The organism is Mesorhizobium sp. M0062, assembly GCF_040323125.1.
Classification (GTDB): Bacteria; Pseudomonadota; Alphaproteobacteria; order Rhizobiales; family Rhizobiaceae; genus Mesorhizobium.
This window is the reverse complement of record NZ_JAMYUO010000042.1, coordinates 15,582-30,607: the sequence shown is the minus strand read 5'-3', so window position 1 is coordinate 30,607 and position 15,026 is coordinate 15,582. Positions and strand designations below refer to the sequence as shown.

Genomic DNA, 15,026 nt, shown 5'->3' with positions numbered 1-15,026 from the left:
TTGGCGCTGCGGCGGACGCATAGGGGGAGAGAAGTGTCACCTATGTATCCGGTTCAAAGTGTTACCCATCTATCGGCTGGACAGCCTCACATCCCCGTCAGATCGCTCATCAGCCCCGAAGCCACCGACAGCCTGGACACGGTGATATCCCCGCCTTCGGTCAGCGCCTGCAGCCGCTCGCGAATGCGCGCCACGCGCTCGCCGCCGGCTTCCAGCCAGGCCGCCACAGGATCCGCCGTCCCGGCATGGCCGGCGAGAGCCGCCACCGCGATGCCGCGCCGCGCCGCGCCGATCGTGTCGGTGGCGCGCGACAGCGCCAGCTGGTCGTAATAGTCCGACGGCGTGATAGAACGCGCCGCCTCTTCGACGCGCGGAATGCGGAAGGCATCGCTGACGGCGAAGAACGCCTTGGCCGAGGCGACGACGTCGGCATTGGCCGTGCGCGCCGTCAGTGCGATGTCGGGGATCAGTCCCGCCACATCGGCCATTGCCAGCTGCCCGGCGAGCTTTTCCGGGGCGCCGGCCTTGAAGAGGCCGTGCCGCTGCTCCTCGACCCGCTCGCGCGAGAAGGCCGGTATCAGCGAGAGCAGCTTCGGCTCCAGCGCCATGCGCGCCTCTTGCAGTTCGGCAATGCGCTGGCCGAGCGCTGCGGTGCCGGCATCGTTCTTCAGATACCAGCCGCTGGTCACGAAGATAAGCCGGCTAACGGACTGGTAGAGATCGAGCTGCGCCTGGCCGTCGATGTGGCTGTCCAGCGCATCGATCTCCTGATAGAGCGCCGGCAACGCGAAGCCGTCGCGCACCACGGCGAAGGTGCGCACCACGTCGGCCGCGCTGCGCCCCGTGGCTTCCTGCAGCCGGTTGACGAATGACGGTCCGCCGCGATTGACGAGATCGTTGGCGACGACGCGGGCGATGATTTCGCGGCGCAGCCGGTGGCCATGGATCTCGGCCGCATATTTCTTCGCCATCCCGTCAGGGAAATAGCCCATCAGATCGCGGTCGAAATGCGCGTCGTCAGGCACGTCGCTGGCGACGATGTCGGAAAACAGCACGATCTTGGCATAGGCGAGCAGCACGCCAAGCTCCGCCCGGGTCAGCGGCTCGCCACGCGCCTCGCGCTCGGCAAGGGCGGCCGGCGACGGCAGCGTCTCGACAGCGCGGTCGAGCAGGCCCCGAGCCTCCAGCGCCGCCATGAACCGGCTCTGGTGCGCGATGTCGGCAAGGCCGCGCTTGCGGGCGATGGAAAGCGCCAGCGTCTGTTCGTAATTGTTGGACAGCACGAGGCCGGCGACCTCGTTGGTCATCTCGGCCAGCAGCTTGTTGCGCGCCGGCCGGGTCAGCGATCCCTTGCGCATGGCGGACGCCAGCGCGATCTTGATGTTGACCTCGACGTCGGAGCAGTTGACGCCGCCGGAATTGTCGATGGCATCGGAGTTGCAGCGACCGCCATTCATGCCGAATTCGATGCGGGCACGCTGCGTGACGCCGAGATTGGCGCCCTCGCCGATCACTTTGGCCCGGACATCGAGCGCGGTGATGCGGATGGCGTCATTGGCGCGGTCGCCGACTTCGGCATTGGTTTCGCCCGAGGCCCGTAAATACGTGCCGATGCCGCCGAACCACAGAAGGTCGACGTTCGCCTTGAGGATGGCGGTCATGATCTCGGCCGGTGTCGCGGTGGTCTTGGCGAGGCCAATCGCCGCCGCCGCTGCCGCAGGCAGCGTGATCGACTTCTGGCTGCGCGAGACGATGACGCCGCCTTCCGACAGCTTGGTCTTGTCGTAGTCCTGCCAGGACGAACGCGGCAGCGCGAACATGCGCTCGCGCTCGGCCATCGACGCCACCCTGTCCGGATCGGGATCGATGAAGATGTCGCGATGGTCGAAGGCGGCGATCAGCCTGGTCTGCGGCGACAGCAGCATGCCGTTGCCGAACACGTCGCCCGACATGTCGCCGACGCCGACGACGGTGAAGGGGGTGGTCTGGATGTCGCGGTTGATCTCGCGGAAATGCCGCTTGACCGCTTCCCAGGCACCCTTGGCGGTGATGCCCATCTTCTTGTGGTCGTAGCCGGCCGAGCCGCCGCTGGCGAAGGCATCGTCGAGCCAGAAACCGTGTTTCTCCGAAATGGCATTGGCGGTGTCGGAGAAGGTTGCCGTGCCCTTGTCGGCGGCGACGACGAAATAGGGGTCGTCAGGATCGCGCCTGACGACGCCGGCTGGGGGTATGACGCCATCGAGGCCGATATTGTCGGTGATCGACAGCAGGCTGGAAACGAAATTCTTGTAGGCCGAGGTGCCGGCCTCGAAGATGGCGTCGCGGCCGGCGCTCATCGGCAGCTTCTTCGGATAGAAGCCGCCCTTGGCGCCGACCGGCACGATGACGGCGTTCTTGACCTGCTGCGCCTTGACCAGGCCGAGCACCTCGGTGCGGTAATCCTGGGCGCGGTCCGACCAGCGCAGGCCGCCGCGCGCAACCGGGCCGAAGCGCAGATGCACGCCTTCGACCTCGGAACCGTAGACGAAGATCTCGCGCCACGGCCGCGGCGCCGGCAATCCTTCGACCGCTTGCGAGTCCAGCTTGATCGCCAGTGACTGGCCCCGCGCCTTCGTTCCCGCAACGAAATGATTGGTGCGCAACGAGGCTTCGATCAGGTTGAGATAGCGGCGGATGATGGTGTCGTCATCAATGTTAGGGACTTCCTCCAGAGCGTCCTTGATCTTGGCCTTGAGGTGCTTGGCGGCGATGACGCCTTCCGTCTCGGCGGTCGGGCCGAGACGAGCGACGAACAGTGCATGCAGGCCGCGCGCAATGTCGGGATAGCGGTTGAGCGCGGCCGCGATGAAATCCTGGCTCTGCGGGATACCGGCTTGCTGCAGGTAGCGGCCATAGGCGCGCAGAATGCTGACTTCGCCCGACCACAGGCCGGCGGTCTGGGCAAGCCCGTTATAGCTGTCATTGTCGATGTCGCCGCGCCAGACCGACAGGAACGCGTCCTCGAACAGCGCGCCGCCATCGCTGAGGTCGATCGGCTTGCCGTAGCTGTTCTCCAGCTCCATGTCGTGGACGAAGACGGTGTCGCCGCCGTCCTCGCCAACCTCGAAGGTGCGCTCGCTGATGACGCGGAAGCCGATGTTTTCCAGCACCGGCACGCGACGCGACAGCGCTACCGGGCTGCCGTGGTGGTAGATCTTCAGCGCTGCCTGATGCGGTTTCTGCTCGGCATGGCGGTAATAGTCGATGGCGATCGGGTTGGCGGTGCTGATGCCGGCGATGCGCCCCGCATCCTTCAGCGCGATGGCCGCGCTGAAGGAATCGCGATAGCTCTCAGGCAGACGCGCGGCGATCGCCTTCAGCGATGGATCGCCGCCGACGGCTTCCGCGGCTTCGGCCAGCGCGTCGTCCCAGGTTCGCACGATATCGCGGATCGCCGCTTCGATCGCCGCCTGCTCGACCTTCGGCGTCTTGCCGCCCGAGCGGCCGATGATGAAATGCACACGCGCCAGCCCGCCCTCCGGAAACGCCGGATAATAAGCCGACAAACGGCCCTCGAAGACGGTCTTGAGATAGGTGCCGATCTTCTCGCGCACGACGCTGTCATAGCGGTCGCGCGGCACGAAGACGAGGATCGACACGAAGCGGTCGAACTGGTCGGCGCGCACCAGCGCCCGCACCCGCGGCCGCTCGACCAGGCCGAGAATGGCCGCGGCGTGCTTCTTCAGGATCGGCACCGGCACCTGGAACAGTTCGTCGCGCGGATAGCTCTCCAGAACGTTGATCAGTGCCTTGCCGGAATGGTCGTGCCGGTCGAAGCCGGACTTGGCGATGATGGTCTCGGCCTTTGACCTCAAATACGGGATTTTCATCACCGAGCGCGTGTAGGCAGTCGAGGTGAACAGGCCGACCATGCGCAACTCGCCGGCAAGCGTGCCCTTGGCGGTGTAGGTTTTGACGCCGATATAATCGAGATAAATGCGGCGGTGCACCAGCGACTTGGCGTTGGCCTTGGTGACGATCAGCGGCTCCGGCCCATGCAGGAAGGCGCGGATTTCGGGCGTCGTCGTCACCGCCTCGGTGCCGCGCCGGAGCACCAGCACATCCGGGTCGGCGAGGATGCCGAGACCGGGTTTGTCGGCGCGCTCCAGATTGCCGCTCTCCGCGCCGCCGGAATATTTGAACTCGCGCATGCCAAGGAAAGTGAAATTGTCGTCGCGCAGCCATTCAAGGAAGGCGATGGCCTCGGCAACGCTCTTCTTGTCGAGCGGCACGGCGGAATAGCGGAATTCGGAAATCGCCTGGTCGAGACGGGCGAGCATCGGCTTCCAGTCGCTGACGGCGGCGCGCACCTGGTTGAGCATCTTGCGCAGGCGGTCGGCCAGCGCGTCGGCCTGCTCCGCCGTCAGGCGCGGAATATGGACATGGACGACGCTCAGGCGGTCGTGATTGCCATCGTCCTTGAGGGCGCTGCCGTCGCCGAGGATCTCGTCGACGCCGGCCTTGCCGTGACGCACGACGATGACCGGATGGGTGACCAAAGTCGGTTCGCCGGCAGTTTCTGTGATCTCGCCGAGGATCGAATCGAACAGGAACGGCATGTTGTCGTTGACGACTGTGATGATCGTCATTGGGCGGCCCTCGCGGGAGACGCCCGACCCGGCATCGACGGCGACGACACTTTGGCCCTTCTTGTGGGCGGCGACCGCACGTCCTGCCAGGTCGGCGGCGCGCTCCAGGTCGGCGGCGTCATAGGCGGCAATGTCTTCGGCCGGCGCGCGGGCCAGCAGATAGTCGGCGAGCCTGGCCGGCTTCCCGTCGGGTTTCACCCCGGCAGTGGCTGTTTTCTTCGGCTTAGCTGCGGATTTCACGCTCGCCATGTTGTCCTCCCGTCACATGCTTTTACGACTATGGTAGCAGATGACCGCTGTTTGGCGACAAAGGTTTGACGGCTCGATAAGAATTACAGGAATTCGACGGTCAGGCGGCGGTGAACCAGGAGGGAGACCCCATGTCCGGCAAAATCAGCGCACTTGACCTCGGTATCGCGGAACTGAGCGAGGCGACAAAAGCCTATTTCGCCAAATGCGAGGAAAAGCTCGGCCTGGTTCCCAACGTGCTTCTTGCCTATGCCTTCGACGAGAAGAAGCTGCGCGCCTTTACCGACACCTACAATGATCTGATGCTGGGTGAATCCGGCCTGTCGAAGCTGGAACGGGAGATGATCGCGGTCGTCGTTTCCTCGATCAATCACTGCTATTATTGCCTGACCGCGCATGGCGCGGCGGTGCGCCAGCTCTCCGGCGATCCGGCTCTCGGCGAGATGATGGTGATGAACTTCCGCGCTGCCAATCTTTCACCGAAACAGACGGCGATGCTCGAATTCGCCGTCAAGCTGACGGAAGAGCCGGCAAAGATCGTCGAGGCGGACAGGGAAGCACTGCGCAACGCCGGCTTCACCAACCGAGACATCTGGGACATCGCCTCGACCGCCGCCTTCTTCAACATGTCGAACCGCGTGGCGGCGGCCATCGACATGCGCCCGAACGACGAATACCACTCAATGGCGAGGTGACCAATGACGATAGATACGTCAGGCAAGTGGTGGGTTGGCAGCGAGCCCACTGACATCGGAGAATACTTGGAAGCCTATGGCGCCGACAACGCCGAGGTTCATGACTTCAGGCTCGCCCGCTGCAAGTGCGGTTCCATCTCGTTTCTCCTCGATGCCGACGATGACGAGGGTGTAGCGCGACGAACATGCACAGCCTGTGGCTCCGAGCATCTTATCTGCGACAGCGAGGAATTTTGGGACGAAGCCCAGCCGGAACGATGGGCGTGCACCGAGTGCGGCTCCGAAGCCGCAAATGTCGGCGTCGGTTTCTCCATCTACCCGGCACGTGGTGGTGTTCGCTGGCTTTATGTCGGCGAACGATGCGCGACCTGTGGCGTGTTGGGATGCTTCGCCGGCTGGAAAGTGGGCACCGGCGACAGCATGGACCTGTTGGACAAAGTCTAGTTTTGAGGTGCCATAGAAAGGCGATCAGGATCGCGCCGCGATGGCCGCGGCAGCGCCGGCCATCGTCGTGGCACTGACGCGGTTGGCGATCTTCATGGCGCGCTTGCTCTTCAACAGTTTGCGCGCCTGTGACGCCGCGATCACCCAGGCGAGATCGATGGCGATGAGCACAACCGCCATCGTCGCCGTCAGTTCGACCCAGCCGACGATGCTGACCGAAGCGAGGTCGATGATCGTCGGCAGCAGCGCCAGATAAAACATCATGATCTTGGGGTTGCCGAGCGTCACCGCCATGCCGGCAAAGAACAATTTTGCCGGCGAGTCCTCACGCGGCATCTCGCCTTCTTTTGTGTCGACCGGCGCCGTCCACATCTTCCAGGCGAGGTAAGCGAGGTAGGCGACGCCCACCCATTTCACGAAGACGAACGCGAAGTGAAACGTCTGCGCCACGACCGCCAACCCGAACACCGCCAGCGACAGCCAGATGCCCTCGCCGATCCACATGGCAAGCAGGAACGGGAACACGTCGCGAAAGCCTTTCGAGATGACGCGGGCAACAAGTGCGGCGATCGACGGGCCGGGCGAACCGGCAGCGACGAACAAGGCGGCGGCGAAGATCAGGAGCGAAGTGAGGTGCATGACGGAGCCTTCGAGCGTTGGATGGCAAATGATATCCGATCGGCGTCAATTTGGCACCCTCGGGCTGATGGGCCAACGAACGCGACACCATTCTGAGATCGGACTTGCCCGTGCCAGCGGTTTGAGAAAGGATCGCGGCCGTGAAATCAATCGTCATCCACGCCGCAAAAGACCTGCGCATCGAAGAGACCGATTCGGGCGCGCCTGGCGCCGGACAGGTCGAAATATCGGTCGAGGCCGGCGGCATCTGCGGCTCGGACCTGCACTACTACAATCATGGCGGCTTCGGCGTGGTGCGCCTGCGCGAGCCGATGATCCTCGGACATGAGGTCGCCGGCACGGTGAAGGCGCTTGGCGCCGGCGTCTCCAGCCTCGCCGTCGGCGACCGCGTCGCGATTTCGCCCAGCCGGCCCTGCAATGCGTGCCGGTACTGCCTGCAGGGCGTGCAGAACCAATGCCTCGACATGCGATTCTACGGCAGCGCCATGCCCATGCCACATATACAGGGCGCCTTCCGCCAGTGCCTCGTCGCCGAGGCCTGGCAGTGCCACAAGATCGCCGACCATGTCTCCATCAACGAAGCCGCCTTTGCCGAGCCGTTCGCGGTAACGCTGCATGCCGTCAACCGCGCCGGCTCGCTGCTCGGCAAGCGGGTCTTGGTCACAGGCAGCGGGCCGATCGGTGCGCTCAGCATCCTTGCCGCACGTGTCCACGGTGCGCGTGAGATCGTCGTCACCGATGTCATGGACGCGGTTCTGGCCAAGGCCAACGAGATCGGCGCCGACCGCACCATCAATGTCGCCACAGATGCCGACAAGCTCGCTGGTTACAATGTCGAGAAGGGCAGTTTCGACGTCATGTTCGAATGCTCCGGCGATGAGCGCGCGGTGCGAGCCGGGCTCGACGTGCTGAAGCCGCGCGGGGTGCTCGTGCAGCTCGGCCTTGGTGGCGACATGTCGCTGCCTCAGAATCTCATCGTCGCCAAGGAGATCGAGATGCGCGGCTCATTCCGTTTCCACGACGAGTTCGCGCTGGCCGTCGATTTGATCAACAACCGTCGCGTCGACGTCAAGCCGCTGCTGACCGGCATCTATCCGATGGACGAGGCGGTTGCGGCCTTCGAGATCGCCGGCGACCGCAACAAATCGATGAAGGTACAGATCGCCTTCGCCTGAGCATGGCGAGACACCCGCTATGAACCTTGCCCGCTCGGCATCTTATCGCTAGAAGAGCCGTCCCGACATCCATTTCGAGCTTCATTTTGCCTCAGTAACCGCCGGTCTCGCCAACTCCCCTGATCACGCTTGGCAGGGCGCCGCATTAAGCGGTGCCTGCTCAATTTCACGTGTTCCTCAGGCGGCGGTTCGAGACCGGTTTGGCACTGCTGAACCGTTGTCGCGCGCTTTGCCGCCCGTGACAGCTGATTTCCGACATAGCTAGCTCTCGCCACGCCGTGCCCGCATGGGCATCTCGCCATTGCCGACCTGAAGAACTTCCACACTGGAAGGTCTTCCGGCTTGTCCCAACATCTCGCTATCCACTGGGCAATCGCGCCCGAAATCGCACCTCGACCCCTGATCCACTGCAACCGCTGCGGCGCCGTGAAAGCCTATCGCTGCAGCGACAAATTCCGCGTCAACGCCAATGGCAAACGCATTGATGTCTGGCTGATCTATCGCTGCATCGACTGCGACAATTCGTGGAATTTCGGCATTTTCGAACGCTGCAACCGCCGCGACATCGAACCCGCGCTGCTGGCAGCGCTCGAAAGCAACGATCCGGCCCTCGCCCGCCGCCATGCCTTCGATGTCGCGGCTTTGCGAAACCGAGTCGGCCGCGTCGAGGAGTTTCCCGATTTCGCCGTTCACAAACACCGGCTCGGCGGCGAAGGCGAACCCGCAGCCGCGCTTGAAATCAGGCTTGGGCTGGAAATGCCGACATCGCTGCGGCTAGACCGTCTGCTCGCCGGCGAACTCGGCATCTCGCGATCAAGGCTTCAGGCGCTGGAGGAGAAACGATTGCTGTTTGTCGTTTCCGAAGGCGCCAGGGCTTTGCGCAAGCCGGCCCGCGACGGCACGGCGATTCGCATTGACCTGGCCGACGAGCCGGATCGTGAAGCCATCATTTCGGCTGCCGTGGGTGAATGACAAGAGGGGCGAAGCACCGGTGCTTCGCCCCTCTCGAACTTAGACAATCAGACGATTACGCCGCGCCCACAACCTTGGCCGACTTCTCGAAGCGCTTGCGCTCGTTCGGGTCGAGATAGAGCTTGCGCAGGCGGATGGTCTTCGGCGTCACCTCGACCAGCTCGTCGTCCTGGATCCAGGCCAGCGCGCGCTCCAGCGTCATGCGGATCGGCGGCGTCAGCTTCACCGCCTCGTCCTTGCCGGCGGCGCGGATGTTGGTCAGCTTCTTGCCCTTCAGCACGTTCACTTCGAGGTCGTTGTCACGGCTATGGATGCCGATGATCATGCCCTGATAGACCTTGACGCCCGGGTCGATCACCATCGGGCCGCGGTCTTCGAGGTTCCACATGGCATAGGCCACTGCCTCGCCCTGTTCGTTGGAGATCAGCACGCCGTTGGTGCGGCCCGGCAGTTCGCCCTTGTAGGGCTGGTAGGCGTGGAACAGCCGGTTCATCACGGCGGTGCCGCGCGTGTCGGTCAACAGTTCCGACTGGTAGCCGATCAGTCCGCGCGTCGGCGCGTGGAAGACGATGCGCTGACGGTTGCCGCCCGAAGGCCGCAGCTCGACCATCTCGGCCTTGCGCTCCGACATCTTCTGCACGACGATGCCGGCGTGCTCCTCGTCGACGTCGATGACGACTTCCTCGACCGGCTCCAGCAATTCACCGTTCTCGCCCTTCTGCATGACGACGCGCGGACGCGACACGGCGATTTCAAAGCCTTCGCGGCGCATCGTCTCGATCAGCACGGCCAGCTGCAATTCGCCGCGGCCGGAAACGAAGAACGAATCCTTGTCGGGCGATTCCTCGATCTTGAGCGCGACATTGCCTTCGGCTTCGCGCAGCAGGCGGTCGCGGATGACGCGGCTGGTCACCTTGTCGCCTTCAGTGCCGGCGAGCGGCGAATCATTGACCAGGAAAGACATGGTCACGGTCGGCGGATCGATCGGTTGCGCATGCAACGCCTCGGTCACCGCCAGGTCGCAGAACGTGTCGGCGACGGTGCCTTTGGACAGGCCGGCAATGGCGACGATGTCACCCGCCTGCGCCTCTTCGATCGGCTGGCGCTCGAGGCCACGGAAAGCGAGGATCTTGGAGATGCGGCCGGTTTCGATCTGGGTGCCGTCATGGTGCAGCACCTTGACCGCCTGGTTGGACTTCAGCGTGCCGCTCTCGATACGGCCGGTAATGATGCGGCCGAGGAATGGATTGGCTTCCAGGATGGTGCCGATCATGCGGAACGGGCCGGGATGAACGGTCGGCTCCGGCACATGCTTGATGACGAGGTCGAACAGCGGCGCCAGGCCCTGGTCCTTCGGGCCTTCCGGATTTTCCGAGACCCAGCCATCGCGGCCAGAACCGTAGAGGATCGGGAAGTCGAGCTGCTCGTCGGTGGCGTCAAGCGCTGCAAACAGGTCGAACACCTCGTTGACCACTTCGACGTGGCGGGCGTCCGGACGGTCGATCTTGTTGATGACGACGATCGGCTTCAGGCCGACCTTGAGCGCCTTGCCGACGACGAACTTGGTCTGCGGCATGGGGCCTTCGGCGGCGTCGACCAGCACGATCGCCGAATCCACCATCGACAGGATGCGCTCGACCTCACCGCCGAAATCGGCGTGGCCGGGCGTGTCGACGATGTTGATGCGGGTGTCCTTCCAGTCGACCGAGGTCGCCTTGGCCAGGATGGTGATGCCGCGTTCCTTTTCGAGGTCGTTGGAATCCATGGCGCGCTCGGCGACGCGCTGATTGTCGCGGAAGGAACCGGATTGCCGCAGCAATTGGTCGACGAGGGTGGTTTTTCCATGGTCGACGTGCGCGATGATCGCGATATTACGAATTTTCATTTTGTGGTCTCGGGAGCGTTGCAGGCAGCAGGCCAGAAGGCGCCGCCTCTTTCGGTTGCGCGGCTCATACAGGGTTTTTCGCAATTGCGAAAGAGGAGGCGCACCACCAAATACTCATCAAATCTTAAGCATCTCGGTGTGAGATGGTTTTGTTAACCAAGGCGGGAACCTTTCTGGGCCCGGGTAGTTCGAAATTCATGACCGACAAACTCAACCGATTTTGGCCCCTCATCGCTTCGGTCGCATTCGCTGCCGTGCTGGCGGCCAATGCCGCTCAATCGGCCGCCACGGTGAAGGAAGCCAATCCGGCTTCGTCGCCCGACCGGACGGCCGAGCAGATGTTTGCCGACGCCCCTGATGGCGTCGACCCCGTGGTCACCGGCCCGGTCAGCGCCTCTTTCAAGCAGAGGCAGCAGGTTGCAGGCTGCGACAGCGCGGTGTGGCCGAAGATTCCGACGGTTTGCTACCCGGACTGACGGCTGCCCATTCCAGGCATAGCGATCCTTCGCACCGACCCAAAGGCTTACGCCGACCGCACCGGATCGAGCGTCACCTTGTAAAGCTCGATGTCGTCGCGATCCATCAGCCGCACGGTCAGCTGCTCTGTCGCCCCTGAAATGCCCACCAGGCCAAAGAACTGCAGGCCGGCCGAGGGTGGCAGGTTCTGGCCCTGTTCGGTGGTCGGCGCCTTGATGAATTTCAGCTCCGGGCCGAAGGTCATGTCGAAATCATTGGGACCGAAGGTACCGGCGTGGATCGGGCCCGAGACGAATTCCCAGAAAGGATTGAAATCCTGGAACCGCGCCTTGTCGGGGTTGTAATAGTGCGCCGCCGTGTAGTGGACATCGGCGGTCAACCAGACCGTGTTGGTGATGCCGGCAGTCTTGATGTAGCGCAACAGGTCGGCGATCTCGAGCTCGCGGCCTTTGGGCAGGCCATTGTCGCCATTGCTGATGGCTTCCGCGCCGACCTTCTTGGCGCCGTCGTCCCAGACGACGAGGCCGAGCGGCATGTCGGCGGCAATGATCTTCCAGGTCGCCCTGGAATTCGTCAGCTCGCGCTTCAGCCATTTCGTCTGCTGTTGCCCAGCATGCGTGACTGCGGCGTCATGTCCTCCTGCATGTCGGGGCCGTTCGGGCCGCGATAGGAGCGCATGTCGAGGAAGAACACGTCGAGCAGCGGCCCATGCGCGATCTTGCGGTAGACGCGGCCGGGCTCGGACGGCTCGTAGCGGATCGTCGTCATCTCATGGAAGGCGCGCGCCGCACGCGCCGCGAGCACATGGACGGATTTTTCGGTGTAGCGGCTGTCGGCGCCGAGATTCTTCGAATCCGACCAGTTGTTCAGCACCTCGTGATCGTCCCACTGGTAGAAGGTCGGGCAGATGGCGCTCAAGGCCAGAACGTTTTTGTCCATCATGTTGTATTTCCACTGGTCGCGGTACTCATCCAGCGTCTCGGCCACCTTGCGCTTGCCGTCGATCAGGACGACGTTTTTCCACTTGCCGCCGCCAGGCAGGTCTACCTCGTCCTTCATGGCGCCATCGGCATAGATGGTGTCGCCGGAATGCAGGAAGAAATCCGGCGTGTGCCTGGCGATGGTGGCGTAGGTTTTCATGCCGGTCTCATCGATTCCCCAGCCCTGGCCGGCCGTGTCGCCCGACCAGGCGAATTTTATGTCGCGCTTCGAGGCGGGTGCTGTGCGGAAACGGCCGACGATCGGTTCGGAAACGGCGTTGATATCCGACAGGTCGGCGGCAGTCATCCGGTAGAAGATATCCTGGTCGGAGGCGAGGTCGGTAAGCAGGCGCTTGACCGTGAAGTCGCTGGCCGGCGAGGTATCGAGCGGCGCCAGCCGCGTCGCATTGGCGAAGTTTTCCGTCGACGACACTTCGAACATGACGCGCGAAGGCCGGTCGGTGCGCGTCCACACCATGCCGCTCGAGGCATCGACATCGCCGGACTGGACGCCATGGGTGAAGGCCGGGCGCTGGCTGGCGCGCGAATAATAGGGCAAAGCGAGCCCCGATGCGCCGAGCAGACCGGCGGCGCTGGCAGAGGTGACGAAAGCGCGGCGGGTCAACGAGATCTTGTTCATGGCTGTCTCCTGATGGCTTCGAACGGTGCCAGCAAGCTCCAGCTTCAATGTTTCAGCCACATCTCGGGAAGATGAAACTTTGATAACAATCGACAGGTGATCTCCGCCCTTGAGGGGGGAGATGTCGCCGAAGGCGACAGAAGGGGGTCGCCTCGCTTGGAGCGCCGACCTCCTATGCGCAAGAGGCTGAGTCCGGTCGCACGGACCCCCTCTGGCCGCTTCGCGGCCATCTCCCCCCTGAGGGGGGAGATTAGTACCGCGCCTTACGCCGCTTGCGGCTCCGGATCGAAAGCCGGCTTGCTCGTATTGATCAGCAGCGACAGACACGCGGCCACGATCGCCGTCATGCCGGCGATCAGGAAGGCCAGTTCGTAATTGCCCTGCAATTCGCGCATGGTGCCGCCGAAGGCGGCGGCGGTGGCGGCGCCGACTTGGTGGCCGGCTACGATCCAGCCGAACACGATCGGGCCGCTGCGGTCACCGAAGGCCTCGTTGGCGAGCCTGAGCGTCGGCGGCACGGTGGCGATCCAGTCGAGACCGTAGAGCACCGCGAAGATGATCAGGCTGGTCGCCGAGAAGCCGGAATAGGGCAGATAGATCAGCGCCAGGCCGCGAATGCCGTAGTAGACGCCGAGCAGCTTGCGCGGGTCGAAACGGTCGGTGAGCCAGCCCGAGAGCGTCGTCCCGATCAGGTCGAAAATGCCCATAAGCGACAGCAGGCCCGCGGCCTGTACCTCGGGGATGCCCATGTCGCCGCAGAAGGAGATCAGATGCGTGCCGACCAGCCCGTTGGTGGTGAAGCCGCAGATGAAGAACGTGGCGAACAGATACCAGAAGACGCGGGTGCGGGCAGCGCGGCGTAGCGTGTTCAGCGTATGCGCCAGGAAATTGCCTTGCGATGCCGGCGATACCGGCGGCACGTCATCCGCCCCGGCGCCATAGCGCACCATGCCGATCGAAGCGGGACGCTCCGGAACCAACAGCCAGACCAGCGGCAGAAGACAGGCGGTGGCGATCGAGACGGCGATAGCGACGGGCTGCCAGCCGCCCGACTGGGCGAGCGATGCCAGCAGCGGCAGGAACACCAACAGGCCGGTGGCGCTGGAGGCCGACATCAGCCCCATCACCAAGCCGCGATTGGTCTTGAACCAGCGGTTGACGATGGTGGCGCCGAGCACGGTGGCGACCGCGCCGGAGCCGATGCCGGAAAACACGCCCCAGGTGAGGAACAGGTGCCAGGGCTCGGTCATCAGTAGGCTGAGCGCGGTCGAGCCCGACATGATCACAAGCGAGGCAAGCAGCGTGCGGCGCAAGCCGATACGCTCCATCAATGCGGCGGCAAACGGCCCGGTCAGGCCGTAAAGGAAGATGCCGATCGCAGCGGCAATCGAAACCGTATCGCGCCCCCAGCCGAAGCTTTTATCCAACGGCAGCATCATCACCGAGGGTGCGGAACGAAGCCCGGCCGCGATCAACAGGCAAAGGAAGATGACGCCAACCACGACGAAAGCGTAGCGCTGGCCAAAGGGACGGGATTGAGCTATCATGTTACTGACCGGTACGTTGCAGGGTGAGGACATGTATACGTACCGATCGGTAACACGTCAATCGAGTCATACCATGCCAACGGACAAAAATATTGAACTGACCATCAAGGACGGTCATGCAGCCGCACCGCCCAAGGCTGCCAAGAAAATCCTCGACGTGGCCTACGACCTGTTCTACCGCCGCGGCATCCGGGCGATCGGCGTCGACGAGATCGTCAAGCGCGCCGGCGTCACCAAGCCCAGCCTGTACCGCAGCTTTCCCTCCAAGGACGAGCTCGCCGCTTCCTATCTCAGGCAATATGACCGTGAGTATTGGGAGCGTTTCGACGAAGCCGTGGCTGCCCATCCCGGCGACCCGCGGGCACAGCTCAGGGCTTTCCTGACTCGCGTCGGCAAGCGCACGCAAAGGCCGGACTATCGCGGCTGCGGCATGACCAACGCGGCGGTGGAATATCCCGAACATGGCCATCCGGCGCGCGTCGTCAGCGAGGCCAACAAGCAGGAGTTGCGCCACCGCCTGCGCGCGATGGCCGCAGCGATGGGCGCTAAAGACCCTGAGACGCTCGGCGACGGCCTGCTGCTGTTGATCGAAGGCGCCTATATCAGTGGCCAGCTCTTCGGCCTCGGCGGCCCGGCGGCAGCGGTCGCCCGCAACGCCGACCTGCTGATCGAGGCGAGCTTGAAGAAATAGACCT

Annotated in this window: 10 protein-coding genes and 1 pseudogene; 6 read left to right on the top strand and 5 right to left on the bottom strand. The window is 63.7% G+C overall.

Features of this window, described 5'->3' with window-relative positions; all coding sequences use genetic code 11:
- Positions 1 to 86 precede the first annotated feature (86 nt).
- Positions 87 to 4,877 (bottom strand): NAD-glutamate dehydrogenase, encoded by a 4,791-nt coding sequence (locus NKJ64_RS29535; protein ID WP_352463769.1) that lies wholly within the window; start codon positions 4,875 to 4,877, stop codon positions 87 to 89.
- A gap of 131 nt (positions 4,878 to 5,008) precedes the next feature.
- On the opposite strand from NKJ64_RS29535, the gene NKJ64_RS29530 reads away from it, so the two are divergent.
- Positions 5,009 to 5,572 carry a peroxidase-related enzyme gene (locus NKJ64_RS29530; protein ID WP_023668634.1) on the top strand — a complete coding sequence of 188 codons (564 nt, stop codon included), beginning with the start codon at positions 5,009 to 5,011 and terminating at the stop codon, positions 5,570 to 5,572.
- A 66-nt stretch (positions 5,573 to 5,638) separates the two neighbouring features.
- On the top strand, positions 5,639 to 6,016 hold the full coding sequence (locus tag NKJ64_RS29525) for a hypothetical protein (RefSeq protein WP_198031653.1): 378 nt from the start codon (positions 5,639 to 5,641) through the stop codon (positions 6,014 to 6,016).
- 24 nt (positions 6,017 to 6,040) lie between these two features.
- On the opposite strand, the gene NKJ64_RS29520 is transcribed toward NKJ64_RS29525, so the two are convergent.
- Positions 6,041 to 6,655, bottom strand: a complete 615-nt coding sequence (locus NKJ64_RS29520; RefSeq protein WP_352463768.1) for a LysE family translocator — start codon at positions 6,653 to 6,655, stop codon at positions 6,041 to 6,043.
- Between the two features lie 140 nt (positions 6,656 to 6,795).
- On the opposite strand from NKJ64_RS29520, the gene NKJ64_RS29515 reads away from it, so the two are divergent.
- Positions 6,796 to 7,830: an L-idonate 5-dehydrogenase gene (locus NKJ64_RS29515; RefSeq protein WP_352463767.1), complete on the top strand. Its 1,035-nt coding sequence runs from the start codon at positions 6,796 to 6,798 to the stop codon at positions 7,828 to 7,830.
- 342 nt (positions 7,831 to 8,172) lie between these two features.
- Positions 8,173 to 8,802 carry a DUF1062 domain-containing protein gene (locus tag NKJ64_RS29510; protein ID WP_023698747.1) on the top strand — a complete coding sequence of 210 codons (630 nt, stop codon included), beginning with the start codon at positions 8,173 to 8,175 and terminating at the stop codon, positions 8,800 to 8,802.
- Positions 8,803 to 8,857: 55 nt separating this feature from the next.
- Here NKJ64_RS29510 and typA read toward each other — a convergent pair whose 3' ends face one another.
- On the bottom strand, positions 8,858 to 10,687 hold the full coding sequence (typA, locus tag NKJ64_RS29505) for a translational GTPase TypA (protein ID WP_023681424.1): 1,830 nt from the start codon (positions 10,685 to 10,687) through the stop codon (positions 8,858 to 8,860).
- Between the two features lie 197 nt (positions 10,688 to 10,884).
- On the opposite strand from typA, the gene NKJ64_RS29500 reads away from it, so the two are divergent.
- Positions 10,885 to 11,163, top strand: a complete 279-nt coding sequence (locus NKJ64_RS29500; protein ID WP_352463766.1) for a hypothetical protein — start codon at positions 10,885 to 10,887, stop codon at positions 11,161 to 11,163.
- Between the two features lie 47 nt (positions 11,164 to 11,210).
- Here the strand turns inward: NKJ64_RS29500 and NKJ64_RS29495 are convergent.
- Positions 11,211 to 12,784, bottom strand: a pseudogene (locus tag NKJ64_RS29495) (alkaline phosphatase D family protein).
- Between the two features lie 263 nt (positions 12,785 to 13,047).
- Positions 13,048 to 14,331, bottom strand: coding sequence for an MFS transporter (locus tag NKJ64_RS29490; RefSeq protein ID WP_352463765.1), 1,284 nt, complete (start codon positions 14,329 to 14,331; stop codon positions 13,048 to 13,050).
- A gap of 73 nt (positions 14,332 to 14,404) precedes the next feature.
- Between NKJ64_RS29490 and NKJ64_RS29485 the strand changes: the two genes are divergently transcribed.
- The gene (locus tag NKJ64_RS29485) at positions 14,405 to 15,022 is read left to right on the top strand and encodes a TetR/AcrR family transcriptional regulator (protein WP_023681427.1); all 618 of its coding nucleotides are present in this window, start codon (positions 14,405 to 14,407) and stop codon (positions 15,020 to 15,022) included.
- Positions 15,023 to 15,026: the final 4 nt, after the last annotated feature.

Bases quoted from the DNA above. Each gene is read 5' to 3' on its own strand.
- NKJ64_RS29535 (WP_352463769.1), bottom strand. From the start codon at position 4,877: ATGGCGAGCGTGAAATCCGCAGCTAAGCCGAAGAAAACAGCCACTGCC.
- NKJ64_RS29530 (WP_023668634.1), top strand. From the start codon at position 5,009: ATGTCCGGCAAAATCAGCGCACTTGACCTCGGTATCGCGGAACTGAGC.
- typA (WP_023681424.1), bottom strand. From the start codon at position 10,687: ATGAAAATTCGTAATATCGCGATCATCGCGCACGTCGACCATGGAAAA.
- NKJ64_RS29485 (WP_023681427.1), top strand. From the start codon at position 14,405: ATGCCAACGGACAAAAATATTGAACTGACCATCAAGGACGGTCATGCA.
- NKJ64_RS29500 (WP_352463766.1), top strand. From the start codon at position 10,885: ATGACCGACAAACTCAACCGATTTTGGCCCCTCATCGCTTCGGTCGCA.
- NKJ64_RS29520 (WP_352463768.1), bottom strand. From the start codon at position 6,655: ATGCACCTCACTTCGCTCCTGATCTTCGCCGCCGCCTTGTTCGTCGCT.
- NKJ64_RS29490 (WP_352463765.1), bottom strand. From the start codon at position 14,331: ATGATAGCTCAATCCCGTCCCTTTGGCCAGCGCTACGCTTTCGTCGTG.